We start from the raw sequence: 25,597 nt of genomic DNA on the forward strand, positions 1-25,597 counted from the left end.
ACACGACTGAGGCCGGCAAGGCCGGCCTCTCGCCTCTTTCGCAGAGGGGTATCCCTATTTTGCGGTCACCCGCAAGTAGGATGTTCTCACGCGTCCGGCAAGTTCAGACGCAAATGCAGTTCGCGAAGCTGAGCCGATGCCGGTTCGCTCGGGGCCCCCATCATCAGGTCTTCCGCCTTCTGGTTCATGGGGAACAGCATGACTTCGCGGATGTTGGCCTCGTCAGCCATCAGCATGACCATACGGTCGATACCAGCGGCACAACCACCGTGCGGAGGGGCGCCATACTGGAATGCATTGACCATGCCGCCAAAGCGCCTGTCGACTTCGTCTGCCGGATAGCCAGCGATCTCGAACGCCTTGTACATGATCTCCGGCTTGTGGTTCCGGATCGCCCCCGAAATCAGCTCGTGACCGTTACAGGCCAGATCGTACTGATACCCCAGAACGTCCAGAGGATCGCCTTCCAGCGCGTCCATTCCGCCCTGAGGCATGGAGAACGGGTTATGCGAGAAATCGATCTCGCCGGTTTCCTCATCGCGCTCGTAGATCGGGAAATCCACGATCCAGGCGAATTCGAACCGGTCCTTGTCGCTATGACCGAGTTCTTCGCCGATGATGACACGGGCCTTGGCCGCAACCGGCTCGAACTGCTTCGGCTTGCCACCCAGGAAAAACGCGGCATCGCCGACGTCGAGACCGAGCTGCGTACGGATCGCTTCGGTGCGTTCCGGACCGATGTTCTTGGCCAGCGGGCCGGCAGCTTCCGTGGAACCGTCTTCGGCCTTGCGCCAGAAGATGTAGCCCATGCCAGGCAGGCCCTGCTCCTGGGCGAACTTGTTCATGCGGTCACAGAACTTGCGGCTGCCGCCCTTCGGTGCCGGAATGGCGCGGATTTCCGTGCCCGGCTGTTCCAGCAGCCTGGCGAAGATGGCAAAACCGGAGCCGGCAAAATGCTCGGAAACGATTTCCATCTTGATCGGGTTTCTGAGATCCGGCTTGTCCGTGCCGTACCAGAGCGCGGAATCCTTGTAGGAGATCTGCGGCCAGTTGCGGTTGACCGGACGACCGTTGCCGAAACGCTCGAAACAGCCGGCAATCACCGGCTCGATGGTGTCGAACACATCCTGCTGGGTGACGAAGGACATTTCCACGTCGAGCTGGTAGAAATCCGTCGGCGACCGGTCGGCACGCGGATCTTCATCGCGGAAGCACGGCGCAATCTGGAAATACTTGTCGAAGCCGGAGACCATCAACAGCTGTTTGAACTGCTGCGGTGCCTGCGGCAGCGCATAGAACTTGCCCGGATGCAGGCGCGACGGCACCAGGAAGTCGCGCGCGCCTTCGGGAGACGATGCCGTGATGATCGGCGTCTGGAATTCATTGAAACCGATGTTCCACATGCGGTCGCGCAGATCGCGCACCACATTGGAACGCAGAATCATGTTCTGGTGCAGTTTCTCGCGGCGCAGATCCAGGAACCGGTATTTGAGACGAACCTCTTCCGGATACTCCAGATCGCCGAAGACCGGCAGCGGCAGTTCCTTGGCCGCACCCAGGATTTCCATCTCACGGATGAAGACTTCAATGTCACCAGTCGGCAGCTCGGAGTTGATGGTTTCGTCCGTGCGCTTCTTCACGCTGCCGTCGATACGGATACACCATTCGGAGCGAACGGTTTCGGCCAGCTGGAAGGCGGCCGAATCCGGGTCGACCACGCATTGGGTGACGCCGTAATGATCGCGCAGATCGATGAACAGCACCCCGCCATGATCGCGGACCCTGTGGACCCAGCCGGAAAGACGGATAGTCTGGCCTTCGTCGGACAGACGGAGGTCACCGCATGTGTGACTACGGTAGGGGTGCATTCTCATTCCTCGACATTTTTTCTTGGCATAGAAAATCGTAACGGCCCGCCGCAGGCAGGCCGAGTCCGGCTGCACAATCCATGTTGCGGAAGGAAAGTCAAGGAAAAGGCTTGCGCTCCGCCTGCCTCTCCCCTTCTGATCATGGAACGGTTCGGGAATTTCTCTCAGGCGTCGACGGCTTGCAACAGGGGATGCCACTGTCCGCGGATCTCGTGAGAACCGGCATCGGAATAATCGAACACTCCTGAGCCCGCTGCGGCGTGGCGGGCATAAACCACCCGTTCGGAAATCCGCGCAAGCAGCGGATAGCCTTTCTTGGCAAGCAATTGCTCCAGATCGCCGACCTGGTTGGACCGGCGGTCAATGCGGTTGGCGACCACGTGAATGTCGGCCTTGCCCTTGCGAACACGCTTGATATCGGAAATGCGGTCGAGAAACTTCAAGGTGGCGTCCCAGTCGAACGCCGAAGCAAGAACAGGCACAACGATATCGGACGCCTCTGCGATCAGATTCTTGGCCAACTCCGAGCGAAGCCCGCCAGGTCCGTCGATGACGACGGCATCCAGATCCTTGTCCTTGTCGCCGATAGCCTCTTCCTTGGTCCAGTTGAGACCTTCGATCCGCGACAAGCTCTTGGGCCGGCGTTTGATCCAGGACAGGCTGGACTTTTGCCAGTCTGCATCGGCAAGCGCAACATCCTCACCCCGAGCGGCGAGTGCGACAGCAAGATTCGTGGCGAGGGTCGTCTTGCCGCAACCGCCCTTGGAATTCACCACCAGTATCTTGCGCATTTCCACTCCTCTGTGTGTTCTCTCGCAGACGCTCGCCTAAGCTTCACCATAGGCGCACAAAATGCGCCTTTTCAAGAGCTTCGGGCACGAAAATTACCATTTCGTGGCGACAAAGCGGCAGAACTCGGGTATAGCTTTTTGTCACCATGCACGTGATTACAAAAACAAAAGATCTCGCCGCTGCGTGTCAGCGTCTTGCCGCTCACGACTATGTGACCGTCGACACGGAATTTCTCCGTGAAACGACCTTTTGGCCCAAGCTCTGCGTCATCCAGATGGCAGGGCCTGACATGGCCTTCATAGTTGACGCCCTGTCCGAAGGGCTGGACCTTGAGCCCTTTTTCGAGCTTATGCGCGACCGCAGTGTGACAAAGGTTTTTCATGCTGCTCGCCAGGACATCGAAATCATCTATCACCTGGGTGAACTGATCCCGGCGCCACTGTTCGACACACAGGTGGCGGCCATGGTCTGCGGCTTCGGTGATTCCATTTCCTATGATCAGCTCGTCTACAAGGTCACTGGCGCCCGAATCGACAAGTCCTCCCGCTTTACAGACTGGGCCCGCAGGCCGCTGACTGCGAAGCAACTGGACTACGCCCTGGCGGACGTCACGCATCTTCGCGACGCCTACCAGTTCCTGAAAGCGAACCTCGCCGAGCAAGACCGCATCCACTGGGTTCAGGACGAGATGCAGGTTCTGACATCCGTCAACACGTACCGCACCGATCCGGAACAGGCCTGGAAACGTCTGAAGCTGCGCGTGCGCAAGCCGGTTGAACTGGCTGTCATGATGGAAGTCGCCGCATGGCGTGAGCGGGAAGCCCAGTCGCGCGACGTTCCTCGCAGCCGGGTTGTCAAGGACGACGCCATTTACGAACTGGCAGCTCAGCAGCCTCAGGATGCTGAAGCGCTTGGGCGCCTGAGAACCATTCCGCGTGGGTTTGAACGCTCGAAGTCCGCGGATGAAATCCTGAAAGCCGTCAGACGCGCGGTTTCGCTCCCGAAAAGCGAAATGCCGAAATTGCCCAAGGGCCGCCAGGCTCCGGATGGGTCAGCAGCAGCAGTCGATCTCCTGAAGGTTCTTCTGAAACTGGTCAGCGAAGCGCATGGCGTTGCGGCCAAGGTCATTGCCACCGTGGATGATCTTGAAAAGATTGCCGCCGACGACGCTGCCGATGTGGCCGCCATGAAAGGCTGGCGGCGCGAACTTTTCGGCGAAACCGCGCTCAAGCTGAAGCGCGGTGAAGTCGCCCTCGCCTTTCGGAATCGGCAGATCGTGGCGATTGAGCAAGCGCAACAGCCGGAAGATGTCGAAAAGGAAGCGGCGGAATAACCTCTGCCGCTTTGTTTCCTCCTCAAGTCCCCTGACTGACGATCCCCACCATTCGCCGGCGCATTGACCTCAGCCGGCGTTGACCGCGACATCGGCCTTGATGACCTTGCTGAGCTGGTTCGCCCGTTTACGCAGGCGCTCGCCGTCAAGGTTGGCCAGTTCCTTGCCAAGGTCGAGCGACAATCCCTTGTCCGTTTTGGTGATGCCCACTTTTGGCAGCATACCGGCAATCGACGCGCTCAGGAGCGATGCGACCCGCATGGTTGCGCCGAGAACCTTGGCGCGAATGCGCAAACGGTCGGTGAACAGTTCCCGGATGACGGGCGATAGATCGCCTTCGCGCAGGCCCTGGTGGCGATAGAAAACCGCCGCTGCCAGATAGGCGCGGCTGGCATGATCCAGACCGACGAAGGACGCGTTTGAAATGATATTGAGGCTCTGTTCGCCGCGATAATCAGGATGAGCGCGCCAGCCGATATCGGAGAGCAGACACGCCGCATGACGCAGCCGCGTCTCATTGGCGGTTTCTTCGATGCCGAGTTCCCTGAACAGCGTGTCCGTCCAGACAATCAACTCCTCGGCGTGGGCGGGAGAGCGCGCCCGCAGAATGCACAGTTCGCGCGCGGCTTCGATCACCGGATCATGGGCCTGCATTTCCAAAGGCAGCTTTTCGTGCAGCAGCCCCTCGCGAACGCCGGTTGCGGAAAAGACCAGGCGCTCCGCCTTCATCGACAGCAGCACCTGCTCCAGCACGACCGCGCCGATCGGCACCAGCGGGCGGCGCTGTTTGGAGACAATCTCGGCAAGTTCCACACCTTCGAGATTGGGAACGGCGATCCGCTTGCAGAAGGCAATCGCCTCTTCCGCACTGATTTCGTAATTGTGCATGACGTGCAGCGGATAATTGTTTTGCTTCAGATGCAGACGACCCAACGACCGCCAGGTGCCACCGACGGCATAGAAGGTTCGTTCTCCGGGTGCCAGATCAGGCCACTGAAAGTCCTTGAGCGCAGCTTCGGTTATTTTCTGGGCCTTTGCGATCTTGCCGTCGGCTTCCTCCGACAGGCGCAAGCCGCCAAGGGGGAACGTTGCCCCTGTACCAGGCTTGTTGTCAGCGATTTCCACCAGTTCCAGGCTGCCGCCGCCCATATCGCCCACAATGCCACGCGGCACCCAGAAGCCCGCAATCACGCCAAGGGCGGAATAATAGGCCTCCTCATTGCCGTCGAGAATGCGAACAGGCGCCTCCAGAGACCGCTCGACCTCGCGCACGAATTCAGGGCCATTTTTCGCATCGCGCGCAGCTGCAGTCGCGACGATGTAAATGTCCTGACAGCCGGTGTGTTTGATCAATGTCTTGAAACGGGTCAGCTCACCAAGCGCCAGACTGACGGAATCGTCGGCGAGACGCCCCGTGGCGGCAATGCCCTTGCCAAGACCGGCCAGCAGCTTCTCGTTGAACAGCATCGTCGGTGTGCGGGCCTTGCGCTCGTAGATCACGAGGCGCACGGAGTTTGAACCGATGTCCACGACTGCGATGGGGCCGGACCCGTTGAGACGGCCACGTGCCGGGTGAAACTCAGCAGCCATGCTAACCTCGTTTTTGCCGTTCCAGGAACGGCCTCGGACGGTCACTCTTCAACGACTTGCCACGCCCTGACAGTGACGGGTTCGTCATGAAATATTGATGCGCATTGAAGGGTTCTTCATTGGCATTCGGAACGATGCGCTCATGGCTGCCGTCGGACAGGATGCGCCAGCTTTGCTGGTTGTCCTTCAGGTTGGCCACCATGATCTGGTCGAGCACCTGTTCGTGCACGGTCGGCGTCTTAAGAGGCACAAGAACCTCGACCCGCCGGTCAATGTTGCGCGGCATAAGATCCGCAGACCCGATGTAGACATGGGCCTCCGGCGACGGCAGTCCTTGTCCGTTGCCGAAGCAATAGATGCGCGAATGCTCCAGAAAACGTCCAATGATGGATTTCACCCGGATGTTGTCGGACAGGCCCGGAATGCCGGGACGCAGGCAGCTGATGCCACGAATGATCAGATCGATCTGTACCCCGGCCTGGCTCGCACGGTAGAGCGCGTCAATGATCGCCGGATCCACAAGCGAGTTCATCTTCCACCAGATCTGCGCGGGACGTCCGGACCGAGCGTGCTCGATTTCGTTCTCGGTCATTTCCAGCATGCGCTGACGCAGATTGACAGGAGAGACCATCAGATTGTTCAGCTCCGCCGGCTGAGCGTAGCCGGTGATGAAGTTGAACACGCGGGCGGCGTCCTCGGCAATGCCGGGATCATCCGTGAAGAAGGAAAGATCCTCATATATCCGCGCGGTGATCGGATGGTAGTTCCCCGTCCCGATGTGGCAATAGGTCTTGAGCTGGCCGTGTTCGCGCTTGATCACCATGGACAGCTTGGAGTGGGTCTTCAGTTCGATGAAACCGAAAACGACCTGCACCCCTGCCCGCTCCAGGTCGCGCGCCCATTTGATGTTCGCTTCCTCGTCGAAACGGGCTTTCAGTTCCACCAGCGCCGTAACGGATTTACCGGCTTCGGCAGCCTCTGCAAGCGCCTTCACGATGGGGCTGTCATTGGACGTGCGATAAAGCGTCTGCTTGATCGCCACCACATCGGGATCACGCGCAGCCTGCCGCAGATACTGAACCACCACATCGAACGATTCATATGGATGGTGAACGATGATGTCCTTCTGGTGGATCGCCGCGAGGCAGTCGCCGCCGTGTTCGCGAATGCGTTCGGGAAAGCGCGCGGTATAGGGCTGAAACTTCAGATCCGGCCGCTCAAGATCGACAATCTGGGACAGGTTGTTGAGCGCAAGCAACCCGTTTGCCAGAAAGATCTCGCTTTGCCCGACACGCAGGGCCTCGGCCACGAATTCACGCAGCGCCGGCGGTGTGGTCTCCTGAATCTCCAGGCGGATCACAGAGCCACGGCGGCGGCGGCGCAGGGCGCTCTCGAACAGGCGGACGAGGTCTTCCGCTTCTTCTTCGATTTCCAGATCACTGTCGCGAATGACACGGAAGGCGCCCTTGCCGCGGATCTCGTAGCCGGGAAACAGGCGCCCGATGAAAAGGCTGACAACCTTCTCGATCGCGATGAACCGGGCTGCGCCATCTTCACCGTTGGGCAGTTGCACGAAGCGGTCGACCTGGCTCGGAATTCTGAGCAGCGCGATCATGCCGCGCCCGCCGGACGTCGGCACCAGTTCGAAGACGATGGAAAAGCCGAGGTTCGGAATGAACGGGAACGGATGGGCCGGATCGATGGCCAGAGGCGTCAGGACCGGAAAGACATAGGCAAGAAAATAGTCTTGCAGCCAGACCTTGTCCGCCTGGTCCAGCGTCTCGCCTTGCGGAATCTCGATGCCCTTGTCGGCAATCTCACGGCGCAGTTCCACCCAGATCTTCTGTTGCGAGGCCTGCAGGTCGCGCACGGCGTCGCTGATTTTCTGAAGCTGTTCGGTCGGTGTCAGGCCGTCGTCGGACAGATTGGTGACGTCCGCCCGTTGCTGGCCGCGCAGACCGGCTACGCGCACCATGAAGAATTCGTCGAGGTTGTTGGCAGAGATCGACAGGAACCGTACACGCTCAAGCAGCGGGTGGTTCGGGTTCATGGCTTCTTCCAGAACCCGGAGATTGAACTGCAACCATGACAGTTCGCGGTTCATGAAACGGGCCGGAGATGTAGCCAGCTCACCTTCCGGCACCAGATCCGGCGTGGCTCCCTTGGCATCGGCAGGAACTGTGGAAGCCGGTAGAATGTCAGAAAGATCAGAGACTTCGTTCATGGCATCTTCCCTTTTTCCGTGCAGCGCCCGCTTCTATCAGCCAAAACCGGACATGCCCATTCTGCGCTTATGCCGCCGTGACTAACATGAAGTTCCAAGCGGGCAAATGACAGTCCTGTGGCAGTATCGGCGATTATTGGCCTTTATGCACATTTTCCAGAACCCGCCCGGCCAGTGGTTTTGTGATCTTCACCCGTCCGGCCAAAGCCTCCTGATCAATCGCTTCGACAGCCCGCATGGCAACCTCAAGCGACCGCTCCATTCGCACCACAAGATAGTCGACAACGCCTTGATCGACCGCAATCTGACGGTCGGCGAACAGTTTCACCAGCACCCGCCGCAGGAGGTCGTCATCCGGCTCCAGAATTTCCACAGGGGTTGCCGCTCGCAGGCGGGACTGAAGGTCCGGCAGGGAAATCTTCCAGCTTGCAGGCCAGGTGCGGCTGGTGATGAGCACTGTTTTGCCGGCCTGGCGCGCTGCGTTGAGAAGGTGAAACAGCGCCGTGTTGTCGAACCCCAGGTGCGCGTCCTCGATCACCGTGGACGGCGCTGCGACGAGCGTTTGCACAGAGTTGGCAGTAAGCTCAGCCGCGGGCAGAACGACCGCACCGGTTTCATCCTGAAACGCCCGCACAAGATGGGTCTTTCCCGCCCCGACCGGCCCCGCAAGCACAACGACCGGTGACGGCCAGTCCGGCCAGCGTTCCAGCAATTCGAACGCAGCCCGATTGGAGCCTCCAACCAGATAGTCATCACGGCTCAGGGCCGCTTCATGCGGCAATTCCAACGGCAACTGGCGCGGTGTTTCCGCCATTTCTACTCTGAAACCTGTTCTTCTTGTTTCGACGCGGGATGGTCTGCTCCCTGATAGACAGGGCTTGCCAGATACTGGTTCAGGGCGAAGCGCGCAAGCACGCCGATCATCGCGGCTGCCGGAACAGCGATCAGCATCCCCACAAATCCAAAGAGATATCCAAAGGCAAACAGGGCAAACATCAGCGCCACGGGATGAAGTCCCGTGCTGTCACCAACAAGTTTGGGCTGCAGGATATTGCCTTCCAGAAACTGGCCGACAGCAAAAACTATTGCGACGGCGACAATCCAGGGCCAGTCCGGCCAGAACTGAACAACGGCCACGCCGAGGGACACAACAAGGCCCAATCCGGCCCCCACGAAGGGAATGAAGCTGACGAGGCCGGCAGCCATGCCTATCAGGAGGCCGAAGTTCAGTCCGACCAGCGCCAGCGAGACGGCGTAAAACGAACCAAGGATCAGGCAAACCGACACCTGCCCGCGCACAAAACCGGCGACCGCCTGGTCCATTTCCCGCGCAAGTTCGCGAATTTTCGACAAATGAGGGCGCGGCAGCCAACTGTCTATGCGCGCAACCATGCGGTCCCAGTCCAGCAACAGATAGAAGGCAACCACCGGCGTAATGACGAACAGCGACAGGATCGACAGCAACGCCTGGCCGCCACTCCACAGCGACTGCGCCAGCTTGCCGATAAAGGAAGCCCCCTGCCCGATGAGATTGGACATGGAGGACTGGAGATCTTCCGCACTTATGCCGGCGACAGACGCAAGATTGGCCGGAAAGTTCTTCGACAGAAGGCCCTGTAGCTTGCGGATCAGCTCCGGAAACTTCTCAAGGAAAAGCGAGAGCTGATTTCCCAGAAGCGGCAAGATCAGAATGAAGAACATCACCAGAATGAGCACGAAGGCAAACAGGATGCAAAGCGTCGCCCACATGCGCCCCATACCCAGCTTTTCCAGCCGGTCGCACACCGGGTCCAGCAGATAGGCGACGGCCATGCCCGCAACGAAGGGCAGAAGCACGCTGGAAAAGACATATAGAAAAAGACAGAAGACGAAGAGGGAGATCAGCCAGAACTGTACCTGACGGCGAAGGGTCATGAATGGCGCTCCTCGGTTGTTCCGGCGCGTGAAAATGGCTTTCCTCCGGACATGGGATTAAACCCTGCCTCGGGTCAAGTCCAGAAAAGTCAGCCTTGCGCGGTCCTGGTCCAGCTCAGGGCCGCATCAGCCCGTCTTAAAAACGGCCGGATCCGCACCGGACTGGTCGACAGACGTCTTCATCGTCTCGCGAAGGCACCAACCGGTTCATGCGGCGTACCGGCCCTGGCTTTGCCGAAAATGCACTTTCGGGCCCGTGAATGGACCTCGCAACAAAGAAAGATGCGGAAGTTTCCTCAGCATCTGTTCTTAAGCCCTGCACAGAGCGGCTCGCCTCTTGTGTTCCTTGGCGGCAGACTGTAATCCGCACTGGCACAGCCAACCGCACGCAGTCTCGGAGTGCCCCATGAGCGAATCCTCTGGTCCCAACGGCCTGACCTATGCCGATGCAGGTGTCGACATCGACGCCGGAAACGAACTGGTGAACCGCATCAAGCCGCTGGTCAAGGCAACATCCCGGCCCGGGGCCGACAGCGACATTGGTGGCTTCGGCGGCCTGTTCGATCTGAAGGGCGCAGGATTTCAGGATCCGATCCTTGTGGCGGCCAATGACGGCGTTGGCACCAAGTTGAAGATTGCCATTGAAACCGGCCAGCACCGCACAGTCGGCATCGATCTTGTCGCCATGTGTGTCAACGATCTCGTGGTTCAGGGTGCGGAACCGCTGTTCTTCCTCGACTACTTCGCGACCGGCGCGCTGGACGTGGCAACCGCGACGGATGTGGTGGCTGGCATTGCAGACGGCTGCAAGATGGCAGGCGCTGCACTGATCGGCGGTGAAACGGCTGAAATGCCGGGCATGTATGTGGAAGGCGACTACGATCTGGCCGGTTTTTCCGTTGGTGCGGTTGAGCGTGGCGCAATCCTGCCGCGTCCGGATGTTGCCGCAGGAGATGTACTCCTTGGCCTGGCCTCTTCCGGTGTCCATTCCAACGGCTATTCCATGGTCCGCAAGATCATCGAACTGTCCGGCATGACCTGGTCGGATGCAGCCCCATTCGCTGCCGGCAAGACACTTGGCGAAGCTCTGATGGAGCCGACGCGCATCTACGTCAAACCTCTGTTGGCCGCGCTGAAAGAAACATCCGGCATCAAGGCGCTTGCCCATATCACAGGCGGTGGTCTTCCGGAAAACCTGCCGCGCGTTCTGCCGAAGAATTGTTCCGCGCACATCGATCTTTCTCAGATCAAGGTTCCGGCCGTATTTGGCTGGCTTGCAAAAAACGGCGGCGTTGCCGAAAAGGAAATGCTGCGCACCTTCAACTGCGGCACCGGAATGGTGATTGTCGTTTCCGCGGAAGAAGCAGCTACGGTTGCCGATGTCCTCACCAAGGCAGGCGAAACGGTTAGCAAGATCGGCACCATCGAGGCTGAGGGCAAAGCACCGGTGCTCTTTGAGGGCAGTCTGGACCTCGGCGCATGAGCCGGAAAAAGACAGCCATCCTGATTTCCGGGCGCGGCTCCAACATGGGCGCACTGATTTCCGCCGCCATGTCTCCCGACTATCCGGCCGAAATCGCCTTGGTTCTTTCCAACCGTCCGGATGCAAAGGGACTGGAGCGGGCTGCGGAAATCGGCATCCCGACGGCGGTCGTCGACCACAAGGACTACGCAGGCGATCGCGAAGCGTTTGAACGATCCGTTGATGCCGTGTTGAAGGATCACAAGATTGAGCTGGTGGCTCTTGCCGGTTTCATGCGTATCCTCACGCCTTATCTCGTCAATGCCTGGGCAGGCAGGATGATCAACATCCATCCGGCCCTGCTGCCTTCGTTCAAGGGCCTTGCCACACACGAGCGGGCCTTGCAGGAAGGCGTCAAATTGCACGGTGCGACCGTGCATTATGTATCGGCTGAAATGGATGATGGGCCGATCATCGTACAGGGCGCCGTTCCCGTTCTTGATGCCGACACGCCCGACACGCTGGCCGCCCGCGTTCTGGACGTAGAACACCAGATCTATCCCAAGGCGCTCTCGATGGTTGCCAGTGGCAAGGCCAGGGTGTCCGGAACACGTGTGACCGGCAGCAGCGACAGCGTAGACACAGAGACGCTTATCTGGCCGTAGACGGCATGGCGCTTTTTCACTGACAGTGAACTGATCGCGGGTTCCTCAGGCAAATTTTCCTGACCTTCGGATCAATCCTGCTTTGTCTGGACCTGCAACCGGAACGGCAGCACCAGAAATTCAGCTGGCCGAAGAAGGGAAACCTGCACGACAATGTTCATGGTGCCGGTCTCGACATCCATAGCGGTCATGGTCGTACCAAGTCCGACGTCTACGCGGTAAGCCTCATCAGGAGTGGCTCCGACGAACGCTCCGGCTTTCCAATAAGAATTCAGAAAATACTCAATCGAATGCTTGATCGTTACCCAGGTTGGTTCGGTATTGGGTGAAAACACGAATGCATCGAGCGCTGCCTCGATTGATTGTTCCAGCATGATCGCCGTTCGGCGGACATTCACATAGCGCCATTCAGAGCTGTTACCGGCCAGCGTGCGCGCGCCCCAGACAAATGTACCGCGTGCCGGAAACGACCGGATCGCATTCACGGCCTTGCCGTCCAATGGGGCGTTCAGATCTTCCTGCTCCGCATCGGAGATAACTATGCAGGGTGATACGACGGAAGATAGCCCAATGTTTGCAGGCGCCTGCCAGACGCCGGTATGGTTGTCGGTCCTCGCGTAGGCACCCGCCAGCGCACTTGACGGAGGCATGACATTCAGCGCTGCGACCGCATGCTCAATGAGGTCCTTGTAACGTTTCGAAAGAACTCTCAAGCCTTGCTCACAACCTGCCTTATCAGCGTCGGATGTTTTGTCATCCACCACCAGATCAAGCGTTCTTTCCAGCGCGGCTTTTTGGGCGTCGCTCCCCTGTGCGCTCGGATCCTGCCGGACATAATCGAAAAAAGCCTTTCGGGTGTCGGCAGAGATGTTGTCGAAGGTCAAATCAGAGGCGACATGCAGGGTGGTGTTCACCCAGGGATAATATGCGGCCGCGAAGCTCAAGTCTTCTGCCGTGAGCATATTACGTAGGCCGGTCTTCCCCGAGATCACGTCGGCTTCGTCGTATGTTCTCTTTCTGTCACCGTTGAACACATCCACAATGGCGACACGTTTTTGGGTCTCGGCACAATGGGCAAGGCCCCTGTCCCAGACAGTCTTGTAGTCCTCCGGTGACGGCAGGAGCACCGCCTCCGGAATGACGACCATCGACGGCTCTTCCTGCAGGGCGACTTGTTGCCAGACAGCCTCACTGAAATGCTCCGCGGACTTTGCAATCGCGGGCTCTCCCTCGCCGTAACAACCGACCGACAAAATCCAGCACTTGCAGCCGCCATTTTCGAAGAACAGGCGTATGGCCGAGTGCAGAATGAGGTTGCTTGCGCCCTCCTGTTCCAGAACCGGTTCCCCTGCCCGCAGGCTGAAGTCAAACCGTGCTGCCGGTGCTTTGCCGAAACATAGTTCAAACTCCTTCAATGAAGTGACCCGGACCGGTACGCCGGTCACATCCGCGCCCTGCTGCGCGGCCCTTTCCGTGTAGCCGATGAAGATCGGGACATCTGTCGCGACTTGCACAACCTGTTCAGGAAAGGCATTTTTCTCGATGATGTAGACTCCCGGAGCCTCATACTTCTTCATCTGCTCTTCCTCGTGACGCGGCCTCCGGCAGAAGCTTGACGCGCTTGCCCGGTACAGGCTCCCACAGTCGCCCCGGTGAGCAAAGGACTTTCCGCCAGACGTTGCAACCGCTCTCAGAAGCACGTCAGGTTAGGCTTTACGTTCACAGTTCACGCGACAGCGCTACGGATAGTATCTTGCCTGATTGTGGACGCTCATCCGGTCGGATAACGTCACCGCATGTTTTCAAGTTTCCTGTCGGCGCTTGGTGGCGTTGGCCTGTTTCTGATCGGGATGATGCTTCTGACCGACGGGCTGAAGGCCCTCGCTGCGCAGCGCATGCGGGATGTCTTGTCCAGGTTCACGTCAACGCCCTTGTCCGGTGCCGCGACAGGCGCCCTCACCACAGCGGTCATCCAGTCTTCCAGCGCAACCACGGTTGCGGCCGTCGGTTTCGTGGCGTCGGGCCTCCTCACCTTTCCCCAGGCGCTTGGTGTCATATTCGGCGCAAATGTCGGCACCACCCTGACAGGCTGGCTGGTTGCGGTCCTCGGCTTCAAGCTGGACCTCGGTCAGATCGCCCTGCCTTTCGTGTTTTTCGGTGCGATCGCCAGGCTGGTCTTCCACGGCCGTATCGCGCTGATCGGCCAGGCACTCGCCGGCTTCTGCCTTATCTTTATCGGCATCGAGCACATGAAAGACGGTCTGGACGCCTTTAGTGGAGTCGTCACGCCCACCGACTTCCCCCCGGACACACTCTTCGGTCGTCTGCAGCTTTTGTTTATCGGCATGCTGATAACCGTCGTGACCCAGTCCTCCAGCGCAGGTGTCGCAACAGCGCTGGCGGCTCTCGGTGCCGGTGCCATCAACTTTCCGCAGGCAGCCGCCCTGGTAATCGGCATGGATGTCGGGACCACATTTACCGCAGCCTTGGCGACCATCGGTGGCGGCACCATGGCCCGGCGCACGGGCTATGCACACGTGATCTACAACGTCCTGACCGGTGTCATGGCGTTTTTTCTTCTGGGCCCGTTTCAGCTTGTGGCAGGAACGCTGACCGGAAACGGTGACGCGCAGATTGCCCTCGTCGCATTTCACAGTTCTTTCAATGCGCTCGGCGTGCTTCTGGTCCTGCCTTTTGCGCGGCCTTTTGCCCGACTGGTGGAAAGACTGGTTCCCGAAAAAGGCTCCGACCTGACCAGCCGTCTTGATCCGCTCGTGCTGCGGGACCCGCATGCCGCCGCTGCACTGGCCGGGCAGACGATAGCCGAGCTGGACGCCGCCATCATCGACAGGTTGCGTGACCGGCTGGGTGCTAAGCCTGCTTCGCATGAGGAGCTGGATAGGGAAGACCTGGTCAAGGCCATTGCAGAAACAAGGACCTATCTGGACAGGATCATCGTCCCGCCCAATGACATGGTGTTCCAGGAAGCGCTAAAGGGGCAGTTTCATATCCTCGATCACCTGGCCCGCCTGCTTTACCGCTGCGAGCAGAGACAGAGGATCGATGAGCTGGCGCTGGATCACAGGCTGAAGCGTCTGGCGGGTCTGATCCTTGGTGTTACCGGCACGTCCGCCAGACAGCAGGACATCAAGACACAGGAAAAGACACTCGACCGGCTTCGGCTGCTGATGCGGCGGCAGCGCCGGCTCAATCGGGACCGGCTGATCGCGATGGCGGCCGCGGATAAGGTGCCGGCGGAAACCGTCTGGCTGAAACTGGATGCCCTGCGCTGGCTACACAGGGTCGCCTATCATCTTTGGCGGATCCGGTTGCACCAGAATGTGCTTCTGGACGCGAACCGGGATCTGGCCTCAACCGTCGAGGAAGCCCGCATTGACGTCGATCAGGATTGATCAACGCGGGCTGTCTTTTGCCGTCAGGCGGCAGACCGGTCGATGATGACGTGATTTTCACCGCGCGAACAGGCTTCGACACGCGCTTCCACACGGTAGATATCCCGCAGCATCGAGGCGGTAATGACATCCTGTGACGGGCCGGCTGCCATCAGGCGTCCGCCGGAGATCACCATGGTGTTCCGACAGAAGCGCAGTGCATGATTGAGGTCGTGCAAGGCGATCAGCACCAGAGTGCCCTGGCGGCGTGCGAGGTCACGCATGAAGTTCAGAACTTCGACCTGCCGGTACAGATCCAGCGCGGATGTCGGTTCATCCATCATCAGCACTTCGGGGCGGCGCACCAGAGCCTGTGCAATTGAAACAAGCTGCCGTTGACCGCCTGACAGTTCGCCGAGGTTGCGGAAGGCCAGTCCATCGATTTGCAGGGCTTTCAGGATCTGATCGATTTCGATCAGCTCGGTATCTTTCACACGCCAGCCTTCGCCCTGCTTGGCTGCCAGCAGCACGGATTCATAAACCGTCAGCACGGCGTTGGCGTGCGTGTCCTGGGGCATGTAGCGGATCGCGTCGCGCGGTGATGCCTTGTTGCCTTCGAGGACCACCTCGCCCGGACCTTTCAACAGCCCTGCGATGCGCTTGAACAACGTCGACTTGCCCGCAGCGTTTGGTCCGATGACGGCAGTCAGTTCACCGCCCGAAAAAACCGGGGTCGAAACCCCTTCCACCGTAAGTGTGGAGCCGTAGCGAGCCCCCAAGTCTTTTAATTGCAGGGTTACCATGACTGCCTCCGATCCGCGAAGATGAGCACGAAGAAGAACGGCACACCCACAAGCGCCGTGATGACGCCGATCGGCAGGATCGCCCCCGGCAGAAGGATCTTGGAAACGACGGATGTCGCCGAGAGCATCAGCGCACCGCACAAGATGGCGGCAGGCAGGAAAAATCGCTGGTCTTCACCCACCAGCATGCGGGCGATATGCGGTCCGACCAGTCCGACAAAGCCGATGGTGCCGACAAAGGAAACCGGTATGGCGGCCAGGAGACTGACGCCAAGCAGCGTCTTAAGACGGAGGGACTTGATGTTCACGCCGAAACTGGCTGCCTTTACGTCGCCGAGCCTCAGTGCCGTCAAGGCCCAGGAATGGCGCGCGAAAAACGGAATGCAGACGATAAGGATGGCGAATGTCGCCATGACCTTGCCCCATGTTGCCTTGGTGAGCGATCCCATGGTCCAGAACACGACGGCAGCGAGCGCCTGTTCGGATGCAAGGTATTCCAAAAGTGACAGCAGCGCATTGAAGGTGAACACCAGCGCAATGCCGAGAAGCACGATGGTTTGAACGGTTACGCCCCGGACGGTCGACATCAGATAGATGAACAGCGAAGCGGCCATGGCCATCAGGAAGGCGTTGAGCGGAACCATGTAGTGTACCGCAGCCGGAAAGATCGCAACGCCGGCGACAAGACCGAGAGCCGCGCCGAAACTGGCCGCAGCTGAAATGCCGAGCGTAAACGGACTGGCCAGCGGATTGGCGAGGATCGTCTGCATCTGTGCGCCCGCCAATGACAGACAGGCGCCGACGCTGATCGCCATCAGTGCGACCGGCATACGGATGTCCCACAGGACCACACGAGTCTGCAGGTCCGCGCCAGAGGGATCTATCAGGGCGGCGAGCACTTCCGACAAGGGATAGCGGGCCGGCCCAAGAGCAAGATCCAGTGAAAAGCTGAACGCCAATGCGACGATCAGACCGCAAATGACAAGAATTCGCCTGAACGCAAGGGCGCGGTAAAGACCGCGCCCCTCCTCAGCCGGAATAAGGTCCGAAACCGCCATGTTACTTACTCGAATTCAACGACACGAAGTAGCCAGGCCGGTAATCGATCGGCAGGAAACGGTCGTGCAGTTCCTTGAAGGTGGCATCGGGATCAAGATCGGCAAAGAGATCTGGATGCAACCACTTGGCAATCTGCTGGATCGCCACAAACTGGTAAGGGTTGTTGTAGAACTGGTGCCAGATGGCGTGCACGTTGTTCTCGCGAACGGCCTTTACACCGGTAAAACCAGGGCGTTTCATCAGCTTTGCAAGCTTGTCCCCGGTGACCTCCGGATCGGCACCAGGTCCGACGCCAACCCAGTTACCGCCAGGAATATAGAGTTCCCAGTTTGCACCGGTCACGATGATATGGTCCGGATCGGAAGCGATGATCTGCTCCGGATTAACAGTGCCGAAAGTGCCCGGGATGATGTCGGCCGCCAAGTTTACGCCACCGGCCATTTCCACCATCTTGCCGAAGTTCCCATCGCCAAAAGACATGCAGCAATCGTCGGAATATCCACCGGCGCGCTCCATGAACACGACGGGTTTCACGAGATCCTTTTGCGCTGCCAGCTTGTCGGTCACCTTGGCAATTTCCGCCGCCCGGAATTCGATGAATTCCTCAGCCTTTTCCTCCTTGCCGAAGAGCTTGCCGATCAGGCGCATGGAAGGCTCGGTGTTTTCCATCGGCTTTTCACGGAAGTCGACGTAAACGACCGGAATACCGACCTTGTTGAGCTTCTCGATATAGCCGCCTTCTTCGGTGGCCACCTTGGCATCCAGGTTCAGGATGATCACGTCCGGCTCAAGCGCAACTGCCTGCTCCACATCGAAGGTGCCGGTTTTCGTGCCACCGAAGGTCGGCAGATCGGTCATTTCCGGATATTTTTCGAGATACTGGTGGTAGCCGTCGTTATCCGCCTTCTCGAAATCGTCCCGCCAGCCGACGACACGTTTGAAGGGATCTTCACTATCCAGTGCCGCCGTGAAATAGATCTGGCGTCCTTCGCCCAGAATGACCTTTTCCACCGGCACTTCGACCTCGACCTTGCGGCCGGTAATATCCGTCACCGTTACCATGTCACCGGCGAGAGCCGCCACGGGAACAAGAGTTGCCGTCACCAGCAAAGAGACTGCCAAGCCTTTGATTTTGCTCACATCCGCCTCGAATTTTCCAGAGGTTATAAGTTGAGTTTTAAATTCTTGTTTTTGGTATTTTTCCTGAGTATATGAGTCAAGAAATATCTTTTGGAATGGTTCCAACCAACCGGAGCGGCAGCCCATATGAGCGACGCGGACACTCTTTCGAATTTCGATTTGCGTGAGGAAATCAAGGAATATTGGGGCATGCGGGCGGAGACGTTCGACAGCCAACCCGGCCATGAAATTTTTTCCACCCAAGAGCACACTGCCTGGAAAAACCTGTTCAAAAAGCATCTCGGCCCCGGCAATTCCCGACGTGTTCTCGATCTTGCCTCTGGAACCGGCGTGATCTCGCACCTGCTTGATGATCTGAACTTCAATGTCACCGGCATGGACTGGGCAGAGCCCATGCTTGCGAAGGCACGTGAGAAGGCGAAGACACGCGGACGGGCGATCCGCTTTCTGCTAGGGGATGCCGAACGCACGATGGAACCGTCCGGCAGCTATGACGCGATCACCTGCAGGCATCTCGTCTGGACGCTGGTTGACCCGGCGTCAGCTTTTGCCGAATGGCACCGGGTGCTGAAACCGGAAGGGCGATTGCTCATTGTCGACGGAGACTTTGTCAATCCAGGTTGGTTCGCAAGACTTCTCGCCACCGTGTCGAAAACTAGAGCGCTTTTCGGCAACCAACCTGAAGCGGAAGCAAAGCCGGCCAGCATGATGGAAACCCATCGCAACATCTTGTCGCGCGTTCATTTTTCAAACGGAGCAAAAGCGGAAGCAGTGGTGGACCTGCTGCGGGACGCAGGCTTCAGACAGATTGTCGTCGACACAGATCTCAAGGCCGTTCACAGGGCCCAACGGCGTCACCTCCCCTTCTTCAAGGGATTGGAGAGAGCCACTCAGCACCGCTACGCGATCTGCGCGCTGAAATGACACGCCTTAAGCATGGAGATTGCTCGACGGGTTAAAGAAAACAACCAATAATTTCAACCTGTGATGTATAAATAAGCTTCTAAATAACCCGCACCTGCAAATGTAAAAAAGGATATCTATTCTTCACCCTGCGTTAATCGGACATCAATTAGGATTTATTACGTCACAATAATCGAGTATTCGTCATGCATGCTGGCTGCGCTGTTTTCAAGTTCTCCTTCAACAGCCGGTTGGCCGGACGCAACTCCTTGAACATTTTCGTTTCAGCGTTACTCCTGACGCTGCTGCTTGTTCCCCTGTCCGGCGGACTGTCTAAAGCGGCTGCCGCCGAATGGCTGATCACACGTCTTTCCGGAACAGTCTACCTCGTCGCACCTGGCATTCAGGCGCATCGGGCCCGCAAGGGCATGGCCCTGAACAAGGGATATACGATTGCGACCCGAAAGGGTGCACGCGTCGTCCTGCAACGAGGCCACGATTCCATCACCGTTGGCCCCAACACGGAATTTGCACTGTCTCAATATCGTAGTAACGACACTCAGACCACGCTCCTGCAGCGAAAAGGCACGATCGAAGTCGATGTCGAGAAGCGCGGCATTCCGTTTTTCAAGGTTGAAACGCCCTATCTTGCGGCCGTCGTAAAAGGAACGCGGTTCACTGTAAGGGTTCGGAACAAGGAAAGTCAGGTGACGGTCAGTCGCGGGGTTGTGGGTGTCCAGGACCTTGAAACGGGACAACGAAGCGACCTGCGATCCGGACAAAGCGTTCGCAGCGCCCCTGATAAGTACACCGGCCTGAAATCCGTCGGCAAGACACGCGCCGCTATCCAGCCAGGCAAACCGGGCAAACCTTCTTTCGGCAAAATCCAGACAAGCCCTTCCCCTGCCGGGCAGACCCCCCGGCGCAGCATCTTCGGCGGGCTTAACAATCTGTCGAATGACAATGGCAACGGCGGTTCTTCCGGCCACTCCGACAATCATGAATCACATGGAAATTCCGCCGGAAACTCAGGCGGCAACCACGGTTCGAGTTCTGGCAACTCTTCTGGCAATTCTTCTGGTAACTCTTCTGGCAATTCCGGTTCTGGCGGCTCTTCCCACGGAGGTAGCGCAAGCGCAGGTGCCTCGTCTGGCGGAGCGAGCGCCGGCGCTTCGGCCGGGGGAGCCAACGCCGGAGCTTCCGCAGGAAGTGGCGGCGCAAGTGCCAATGCCTCGGCAGGCGGAGTAAACGCAGGGGCTTCTGTCGGTGGTGGCGGTGTCAGCGCAAACGTTGGCGGCGTCTCTGTCGGACGCTAATTTGAATTCCGGTTTCTGATTTTAGCCTTATCAGGATGGAAGAGACGACGCAGGCGGTGACCCCGTCGATGCCTCGGTGATGATTTACGGCTCCGTCTGCTTGATCGTCAAAGTCGACCATTTCGCCGGCATCTACCTAAAGACCGCCACATCACCGCAACCTGCGTCCCCGGGGCCAGAACCGTCTTCGCCATTCCGGGTTTCATGAAATTCCTGAAGACCGCAGGCCCGGCGCCAATCCCGGTGACTGGAAAATCACCCTATCGGTGGTGCCGCTGCGCGGCAGGCACTCAAAAAACAGATGCATCCCGCGATTATTTGATCGCGGGATGCCAATGATCACAGCAACCATACCTCTAGCCGCCTCAAGTACAGACGCTTCAGTTGGCACGTCTCGCTCAGGCTCAACTGACGTGGATGCCGGTCACTTTCGGTCTACGTCAATCATCGTCCCGGCCGTTGTCATCATCATTGCCGTTATCGTCTCCACGGCCGTGGTCATCGTTGTGGCCATTGTCGTGGTTACTGTTATGGCCATTGTCGTCGCCACGACCGTTGTCATGGTCGCCGCCGTGGTCATCATTTCCGCTACGCCCGTTGTCGTCATCGCCCCGCCGGCCGTGGTCGTCATCCCTATGCCCCCGGTCATCATTGTAGGACGCAGACCTGGTTTCTCCGTTCCCGCCTCTCCTGTCGTCATTCCGGGTATTCCCGGCACTGGAACCAGAAAAGTCGCCAGATATCAGCTTATGCAAAAAGCCATTGTCCTCCGACATGGCAGCTGAGGATCCGCAGAACAGCAACACACTTGCCAACACCACATGCACTCGTTTCATTTCCATTCTCCTTGCACTTTTCCACCCCAATGTCCCTGCGACCCCGACAGTCCTTTGGACGGGGTCCCAACATCACGCTTGAGAGCCGACCACGCTGCATTCTGGAGCGACGCTTTTCCGCCAAACTGACCTGCGCCCTCAGAACGAAAGCAAAAGTTGACCCTTATCTATATTTTTACTTACGTATTTTCACATATTTGCAGAATTTCATTGAACTCCCTTCTTAATTTCAGCAATCAACCGAACCGTGATCTGCAAATACGTTCTCCCAACAGCCTTTTTCTGCTAAATTTGTCTATAAGCAGATGCTTATCGAGCGCAAAACACTACGTTTTTCATTTTTGGAGACAGACAATTCTTCAGATGCGGACTTTACCGGGTCACCCGTTCTCATCGCTGAGGTTGACGACGCTGTTGGCAGTCGTCCTGCTGCAAGCTGCGAGCGCGATCTTTTTTATCGGCGACTTCTTCTGGGAAATTCACTTGTCCGGCTTGGTAAGCCATACCTCGTTCGAAGGTCTTGCAACCCTTGGGCTTGTTTCCGGTGTCTTGTTCGGTGTCGCTGAAATGGCGCGCATTCAACGCTCGGCGAGGATGGCCGAGAATTCGCTCAAGATCGCGGCAAATGCATTTGGCGAAATGATCACGGAGCGCTTCGAGACCTGGTCCCTGTCAGCGTCCGAAAGAGATGTCGCGCTGCTGACCATCAAGGGCTTCGACGTAGAGGAAATTGCGCGGCTCCGAAAAACGGCCACAAGCACGGTGAGAGCACAGCAGGCAAGCATCTATGCAAAATCACAGACGCACAACAGGGGACATTTCGTGTCGTCCTTCATTGACGCCCTCGTCGAGACGCCGGTAATCGCGTCCGGCACAAGTGACCAGGGCAAGCAGGACACCTGAGCCGAAGGGCAAAGGTGTCAGCCCCGCAACGCCTCGTTCAACGACGTGCCGCCCGCCGGCTTCTCTTTCAGGTCCAGGCCTGAATGCAGATCGACGATATGACTTTTCTGGATCTTTTCCGCTGCTGCGCCATCGTGCTTTTCGAAGGCGTTCATCAGGGCATGATGCGAATGACTTTCGCAGGCTGTATCCGACCGTTTCCAGTAGAGCGCGATGATCAGCGAGGACCGGGAGATCAAGGAACGGATCATGCCGGCAAAAACCCGGTGATCGGCGATGTCGGCTATTTCCGTATGGAAGTTTCCGGACAGAAATAGCGCCTTGCCCATATCGCCCGAATGAAGCGCGGCATGCTCAGCGTCCAGATGTGCGTGTAGCTGCGCCAACTGCCGGTCCGTGATTACGTCTGCCGCCAGGCGCGCCACCGCTGGTTCTATCAATGCGCGCGCCTGAAACACCTCATGTGCCTCGCGGATCGACGGTTTTGCAACGAAGGCACCACGGTTCTTTTCCATGGCAACCAGTCCGGAGTGGGCAAGCGCCTGAAGCGAAGCACGCACAACGGTGCGGCTGGCGCCGTAGATTTCGCCAACCTCGTCTTCCGACAGTTTCAACCCTGGCGTCAGCTTGTGTTCCAGAATGGCGGTTTGAAGCTTGAAGCAGATATCAAGTGCCCGGCCCTGCGGCAGGGCAAAGACTTCATGCAGCTTGCTGCGTTGATCGAGTTCGGCAGAGGTCACAGGTTTGGTCATTTTTTTCTTGAAGTGCCCAATTGGGGGTTGAGCGATGTTCCGATCTTACTCCTGGCCGCAGAAACCGGCAATCTTGGATCGTATACAATTTTTACTCACATCGTATTTAATCTGCCGAAATACTGTGCACTTTCGGCGAAGAGATTCCATCCACTTTTGCATCATCTGCTGAAAACCCAAGATATTCTGCCGATTTTTCGCGTTGGCACAGCACTTGCTTTTTCTGGACCCGAAAACAGTTTTCTGAAGGAGACGTCCAGCCATGGCGAAGTCCCTGGACCTTGAACTGGCAGCCACCACCAAGATCTACGGCGAGACCATCGCGGTCGACGCGATCAATCACAAGTTCGCCGCCGGCACCTATTCCTGCCTTCTCGGCCCATCCGGCTGCGGCAAGTCCTCAACCCTGCGAATGATCGCGGGCCACGAAAGCGTCTCGACCGGCGATATCGTGCTGGGAGGCACCAACATCACCGATCTTCCACCCGCGCGGCGCGGCACGGCAATGATGTTCCAGAACTACGCGCTGTTTCCGCATCTTTCGGTCATCGATAACGTCGCCTTTTCCCAGAAGATGAAGGGTGTCGAAAAGCCGGTCCGTCTGAAGAAGGCCCGTCAGTTGCTGGAGCTGGTCGACATGGCCACCTACGCTGATCGGCTGCCCTCGCAACTCTCGGGCGGTCAGCAGCAGCGTGTCGCCCTGGCCCGCGCCCTGATCACCGAACCTTCCGTGCTTCTGCTTGACGAGCCGTTGTCGGCGCTTGATCCGTTCCTGCGCATCAAGATGCGTCTTGAACTGAAGAAACTACAGCGCGAGCTCGGCATTTCCTTCATTCACGTCACGCACAGCCAGGACGAAGCCCTGGCACTTGCCGACGACATCATCGTCATGAATGGCGGCAAGATCGAGCAGGCCGGCAGCCCCCGCGATGTCTTCAACACGCCAGCGACGGAGTTCGTCGCCCGCTTCATTGGTGGCCACAACGTGCTGCAGCAGAAAGGATCGTCGGTCGCGCTGAGGGCGGACCGGCTGAAAGTCAGGAAAGCTGCCGGTGAAGACGGCGCCGTGCTGACGGCCTTCGTCAAGGATGTCGAATACCTCGGCTCAACCGTCAACCTGGCCCTCGATGCGGGCGGTGCAGGCGACCTGACGGCCGCCCTTACCGACGACGCCTTCTTTCAGGACCCGATCGAAATTGGTGCAACCGTCTTCCTGACATGGAAGCCGGAGGACGCACATCAACTGGCAGCCTGACGGTTGCCGATGCAAGGCCTTCTCCCGAGGCCAAACAAACTCCAGAGGGGAACAGGAGTAAGAAGATGACAGATAAAGTGGCAACAACTGACCAGATGACCAAGACGGGCGTCAGCCGCCGTAGCATCCTGAAGGGCGGCGCTGCCGTTGCCGGTGCTGCCCTCGGCTCCGGGGCCATCACCGGCTTCCCGACCGTATGGGCGCAGAACATCAAGGACGTGACCCTGCGCCAGTTTGGCACCGGCGTTTCCAACCTCAATGAAGTGGCACAGAAGGTGAAGGAAGATCTGGGCTTCAACCTGGAAATGACCGCCCTCGACAGTGACGCCGTCACCCAGCGTGCCGCCACCCAGCCGGACAGCTTCGACATTGCCGACATCGAATACTGGATCTGCAAGAAGGTCTGGCCGACCGGCAACCTGCAGGCAATGGATACCTCCAAGATCAAGAATTACGACAAGATCGTCGGCATCTTCAAAAGCGGCAAGCTGACACCGGATTCCGTGGTTGCCCAGGGCACCGCCCCGAACACGGTCGGTTTCGTCGACGGCCCGGACGGCAAGGCGTTTGCCAAGGAAGAAACCGGCTGGATGACGCTCATCCCGACCATCTACAACGCCGATACCCTCGGCATCCGCCCGGACCTGATCGGCCGCCCGATCGAGAGCTGGACCGAGCTTCTGAACCCGGAATTCAAAGGCAAGGCGTCGATCCTCGACATTTCATCCATCGGCATCATGGATGCGGCGATGGTCTGCGAAGCCATGGGCGAGATCCAGTATGGCGACAAGGGCAACATGACCCGCGAAGAGATCGACAAGACCATGGCGATCTTCACCGAAGCCAAGAAGAACGGCCAGTTCCGTGCCTTCTGGAAAACCTTTGATGAAAGCGTCAACCTGATGGCGTCCGGTGAAGTGGTGATCCAGTCCATGTGGTCGCCGGCAATCACCGCCGTGAAGTCCCGCGGCATCGAGTGCGTCTACCAGCCGCTGAAGGAAGGCTACCGGTCCTGGGGCGGTGGCATCGGCCTTTCCAAGAGCCTGACAGGCCTGGAGCTGGAAGCAGCCTACGAATACATCAACTGGTATCTCGATGGCTGGGTCGGCGGGTTCCTGATGCGCCAGGGCTATTACTCGGCCGTTCCGGAAACCTCCAAGAACTACATGGACGAGAACGAGTGGGGCTACTGGTTCGAGGGCAAGGAAGCCACCGGCGACATCACCAGCCCGTTCGGCGATGTTCTGGCGAAAGCCGGCGATACCCGCGATGGCGGCTCCTTCTACGACCGCATGGGTGCGGTGGCCTGCTGGAACTCGGTCATGGACGAAAACCAGTACATGGTCCGCAAGTGGAACGAGTTCATCGCCGCCTGAGGCTGAACCGACAA

Annotated in this window: 21 protein-coding genes; 10 read left to right on the forward strand and 11 right to left on the reverse strand. The window is 58.4% G+C overall.

Annotation, left to right across the window (positions count from 1 at the left end; all coding sequences use genetic code 11):
- Positions 1-86 precede the first annotated feature (86 nt).
- On the reverse strand, positions 87-1,868 hold the full coding sequence (aspS, locus tag FMN63_RS11620) for an aspartate--tRNA ligase (protein ID WP_148584143.1): 1,782 nt from the start codon (positions 1,866-1,868) through the stop codon (positions 87-89).
- A 164-nt stretch (positions 1,869-2,032) separates the two neighbouring features.
- Positions 2,033-2,659: a nucleotide-binding protein gene (locus FMN63_RS11625; RefSeq protein ID WP_148584144.1), complete on the reverse strand. Its 627-nt coding sequence runs from the start codon at positions 2,657-2,659 to the stop codon at positions 2,033-2,035.
- A 146-nt stretch (positions 2,660-2,805) separates the two neighbouring features.
- On the opposite strand from FMN63_RS11625, the gene rnd reads away from it, so the two are divergent.
- Complete coding sequence (rnd, locus tag FMN63_RS11630) at positions 2,806-3,993, forward strand: ribonuclease D (protein ID WP_148584145.1); 1,188 nt, start codon at positions 2,806-2,808, stop codon at positions 3,991-3,993.
- A 69-nt stretch (positions 3,994-4,062) separates the two neighbouring features.
- Here the strand turns inward: rnd and FMN63_RS11635 are convergent, their stop codons facing one another.
- The 4 genes from FMN63_RS11635 to FMN63_RS11650 all read right to left on the reverse strand — a co-directional run bounded on the left by FMN63_RS11635 (position 4,063) and on the right by FMN63_RS11650 (position 9,721).
- Entirely contained in the window at positions 4,063-5,583 is a 1,521-nt protein-coding gene (locus FMN63_RS11635) for a Ppx/GppA phosphatase family protein (RefSeq protein WP_148584146.1), read from the reverse strand.
- A gap of 1 nt (position 5,584) precedes the next feature.
- Complete coding sequence (locus FMN63_RS11640; RefSeq protein WP_148584147.1) at positions 5,585-7,807, reverse strand: RNA degradosome polyphosphate kinase; 2,223 nt, start codon at positions 7,805-7,807, stop codon at positions 5,585-5,587.
- A gap of 133 nt (positions 7,808-7,940) precedes the next feature.
- Positions 7,941-8,621 (reverse strand): P-loop NTPase family protein, encoded by a 681-nt coding sequence (locus FMN63_RS11645; RefSeq protein ID WP_148584148.1) that lies wholly within the window; start codon positions 8,619-8,621, stop codon positions 7,941-7,943.
- Positions 8,622-8,623: 2 nt separating this feature from the next.
- A complete protein-coding gene (locus tag FMN63_RS11650) occupies positions 8,624-9,721 on the reverse strand; it encodes an AI-2E family transporter (protein ID WP_148584149.1) in 1,098 nt (365 codons plus the stop codon).
- A gap of 406 nt (positions 9,722-10,127) precedes the next feature.
- Between FMN63_RS11650 and purM the strand changes: the two genes are divergently transcribed.
- Positions 10,128-11,204 carry a phosphoribosylformylglycinamidine cyclo-ligase gene (gene purM, locus FMN63_RS11655; protein ID WP_148584150.1) on the forward strand — a complete coding sequence of 359 codons (1,077 nt, stop codon included), beginning with the start codon at positions 10,128-10,130 and terminating at the stop codon, positions 11,202-11,204.
- On the forward strand, positions 11,201-11,848 hold the full coding sequence (purN, locus tag FMN63_RS11660; RefSeq protein WP_148584151.1) for a phosphoribosylglycinamide formyltransferase: 648 nt from the start codon (positions 11,201-11,203) through the stop codon (positions 11,846-11,848). The genes purM and purN overlap by 4 nt, the downstream gene beginning before the upstream one ends.
- Before the next feature lie 71 nt (positions 11,849-11,919).
- Here purN and FMN63_RS11665 read toward each other — a convergent pair whose 3' ends face one another.
- Positions 11,920-13,425: a phage tail sheath family protein gene (locus tag FMN63_RS11665; protein ID WP_148584152.1), complete on the reverse strand. Its 1,506-nt coding sequence runs from the start codon at positions 13,423-13,425 to the stop codon at positions 11,920-11,922.
- A 219-nt stretch (positions 13,426-13,644) separates the two neighbouring features.
- Between FMN63_RS11665 and FMN63_RS11670 the strand changes: the two genes are divergently transcribed.
- Positions 13,645-15,261: a Na/Pi cotransporter family protein gene (locus FMN63_RS11670; protein WP_148584153.1), complete on the forward strand. Its 1,617-nt coding sequence runs from the start codon at positions 13,645-13,647 to the stop codon at positions 15,259-15,261.
- A gap of 23 nt (positions 15,262-15,284) precedes the next feature.
- Here the strand turns inward: FMN63_RS11670 and FMN63_RS11675 are convergent, their stop codons facing one another.
- Genes FMN63_RS11675 through FMN63_RS11685 form a run of 3 tightly spaced genes read right to left on the reverse strand, consistent with a single transcriptional unit; the run spans position 15,285 to position 18,224 of the window.
- Entirely contained in the window at positions 15,285-16,043 is a 759-nt protein-coding gene (locus FMN63_RS11675) for an ABC transporter ATP-binding protein (RefSeq protein WP_148584154.1), read from the reverse strand.
- Complete coding sequence (locus tag FMN63_RS11680) at positions 16,037-17,101, reverse strand: FecCD family ABC transporter permease (RefSeq protein WP_148584155.1); 1,065 nt, start codon at positions 17,099-17,101, stop codon at positions 16,037-16,039. The genes FMN63_RS11675 and FMN63_RS11680 overlap by 7 nt, the downstream gene beginning before the upstream one ends.
- Position 17,102: 1 nt before the next feature.
- Positions 17,103-18,224 carry an ABC transporter substrate-binding protein gene (locus tag FMN63_RS11685; RefSeq protein ID WP_286192681.1) on the reverse strand — a complete coding sequence of 374 codons (1,122 nt, stop codon included), beginning with the start codon at positions 18,222-18,224 and terminating at the stop codon, positions 17,103-17,105.
- 144 nt (positions 18,225-18,368) lie between these two features.
- Between FMN63_RS11685 and FMN63_RS11690 the strand changes: the two genes are divergently transcribed.
- From FMN63_RS11690 to FMN63_RS11705, 4 genes are all read left to right on the forward strand, one after another.
- Positions 18,369-19,166, forward strand: coding sequence for a class I SAM-dependent methyltransferase (locus FMN63_RS11690; protein ID WP_148584157.1), 798 nt, complete (start codon positions 18,369-18,371; stop codon positions 19,164-19,166).
- A 248-nt stretch (positions 19,167-19,414) separates the two neighbouring features.
- Positions 19,415-20,461: a FecR family protein gene (locus FMN63_RS11695; protein ID WP_162530032.1), complete on the forward strand. Its 1,047-nt coding sequence runs from the start codon at positions 19,415-19,417 to the stop codon at positions 20,459-20,461.
- A gap of 413 nt (positions 20,462-20,874) precedes the next feature.
- Positions 20,875-21,246: a hypothetical protein gene (locus FMN63_RS11700; protein WP_148584159.1), complete on the forward strand. Its 372-nt coding sequence runs from the start codon at positions 20,875-20,877 to the stop codon at positions 21,244-21,246.
- Positions 21,247-21,660: 414 nt separating this feature from the next.
- Entirely contained in the window at positions 21,661-22,200 is a 540-nt protein-coding gene (locus FMN63_RS11705) for a helix-turn-helix transcriptional regulator (RefSeq protein WP_148584160.1), read from the forward strand.
- A gap of 17 nt (positions 22,201-22,217) precedes the next feature.
- Here FMN63_RS11705 and FMN63_RS11710 read toward each other — a convergent pair whose 3' ends face one another.
- Complete coding sequence (locus FMN63_RS11710; RefSeq protein ID WP_148584161.1) at positions 22,218-22,952, reverse strand: GntR family transcriptional regulator; 735 nt, start codon at positions 22,950-22,952, stop codon at positions 22,218-22,220.
- Positions 22,953-23,214: 262 nt separating this feature from the next.
- Here FMN63_RS11710 and FMN63_RS11715 point away from each other — a divergent pair, with 262 nt between their 5' ends.
- Together FMN63_RS11715 and FMN63_RS11720 are read left to right on the forward strand one after the other, a co-directional pair.
- Positions 23,215-24,207 (forward strand): ABC transporter ATP-binding protein, encoded by a 993-nt coding sequence (locus FMN63_RS11715; RefSeq protein ID WP_148584162.1) that lies wholly within the window; start codon positions 23,215-23,217, stop codon positions 24,205-24,207.
- Between the two features lie 65 nt (positions 24,208-24,272).
- Positions 24,273-25,583, forward strand: a complete 1,311-nt coding sequence (locus FMN63_RS11720) for an ABC transporter substrate-binding protein (protein WP_209001087.1) — start codon at positions 24,273-24,275, stop codon at positions 25,581-25,583.
- Positions 25,584-25,597: the final 14 nt, after the last annotated feature.

The sequence above is a fragment of the Stappia sp. BW2 genome (assembly GCF_008107695.1).
In the GTDB taxonomy this organism is placed as follows: domain Bacteria; phylum Pseudomonadota; class Alphaproteobacteria; order Rhizobiales; family Stappiaceae; genus Roseibium.

Bases quoted from the DNA above. Each gene is read 5' to 3' on its own strand.
- aspS (WP_148584143.1), bottom strand. From the start codon at position 1,868: ATGCACCCCTACCGTAGTCACACATGCGGTGACCTCCGTCTGTCCGAC.
- FMN63_RS11625 (WP_148584144.1), bottom strand. From the start codon at position 2,659: ATGCGCAAGATACTGGTGGTGAATTCCAAGGGCGGTTGCGGCAAGACG.
- rnd (WP_148584145.1), top strand. From the start codon at position 2,806: ATGCACGTGATTACAAAAACAAAAGATCTCGCCGCTGCGTGTCAGCGT.
- FMN63_RS11635 (WP_148584146.1), bottom strand. From the start codon at position 5,583: ATGGCTGCTGAGTTTCACCCGGCACGTGGCCGTCTCAACGGGTCCGGC.
- FMN63_RS11640 (WP_148584147.1), bottom strand. From the start codon at position 7,807: ATGAACGAAGTCTCTGATCTTTCTGACATTCTACCGGCTTCCACAGTT.
- FMN63_RS11645 (WP_148584148.1), bottom strand. From the start codon at position 8,621: ATGGCGGAAACACCGCGCCAGTTGCCGTTGGAATTGCCGCATGAAGCG.
- FMN63_RS11650 (WP_148584149.1), bottom strand. From the start codon at position 9,721: ATGACCCTTCGCCGTCAGGTACAGTTCTGGCTGATCTCCCTCTTCGTC.
- purM (WP_148584150.1), top strand. From the start codon at position 10,128: ATGAGCGAATCCTCTGGTCCCAACGGCCTGACCTATGCCGATGCAGGT.
- purN (WP_148584151.1), top strand. From the start codon at position 11,201: ATGAGCCGGAAAAAGACAGCCATCCTGATTTCCGGGCGCGGCTCCAAC.
- FMN63_RS11665 (WP_148584152.1), bottom strand. From the start codon at position 13,425: ATGAAGAAGTATGAGGCTCCGGGAGTCTACATCATCGAGAAAAATGCC.
- FMN63_RS11670 (WP_148584153.1), top strand. From the start codon at position 13,645: ATGTTTTCAAGTTTCCTGTCGGCGCTTGGTGGCGTTGGCCTGTTTCTG.
- FMN63_RS11675 (WP_148584154.1), bottom strand. From the start codon at position 16,043: ATGGTAACCCTGCAATTAAAAGACTTGGGGGCTCGCTACGGCTCCACA.
- FMN63_RS11680 (WP_148584155.1), bottom strand. From the start codon at position 17,101: ATGGCGGTTTCGGACCTTATTCCGGCTGAGGAGGGGCGCGGTCTTTAC.
- FMN63_RS11690 (WP_148584157.1), top strand. From the start codon at position 18,369: ATGAGCGACGCGGACACTCTTTCGAATTTCGATTTGCGTGAGGAAATC.
- FMN63_RS11705 (WP_148584160.1), top strand. From the start codon at position 21,661: ATGCGGACTTTACCGGGTCACCCGTTCTCATCGCTGAGGTTGACGACG.
- FMN63_RS11710 (WP_148584161.1), bottom strand. From the start codon at position 22,952: ATGACCAAACCTGTGACCTCTGCCGAACTCGATCAACGCAGCAAGCTG.
- FMN63_RS11715 (WP_148584162.1), top strand. From the start codon at position 23,215: ATGGCGAAGTCCCTGGACCTTGAACTGGCAGCCACCACCAAGATCTAC.
- FMN63_RS11720 (WP_209001087.1), top strand. From the start codon at position 24,273: ATGACAGATAAAGTGGCAACAACTGACCAGATGACCAAGACGGGCGTC.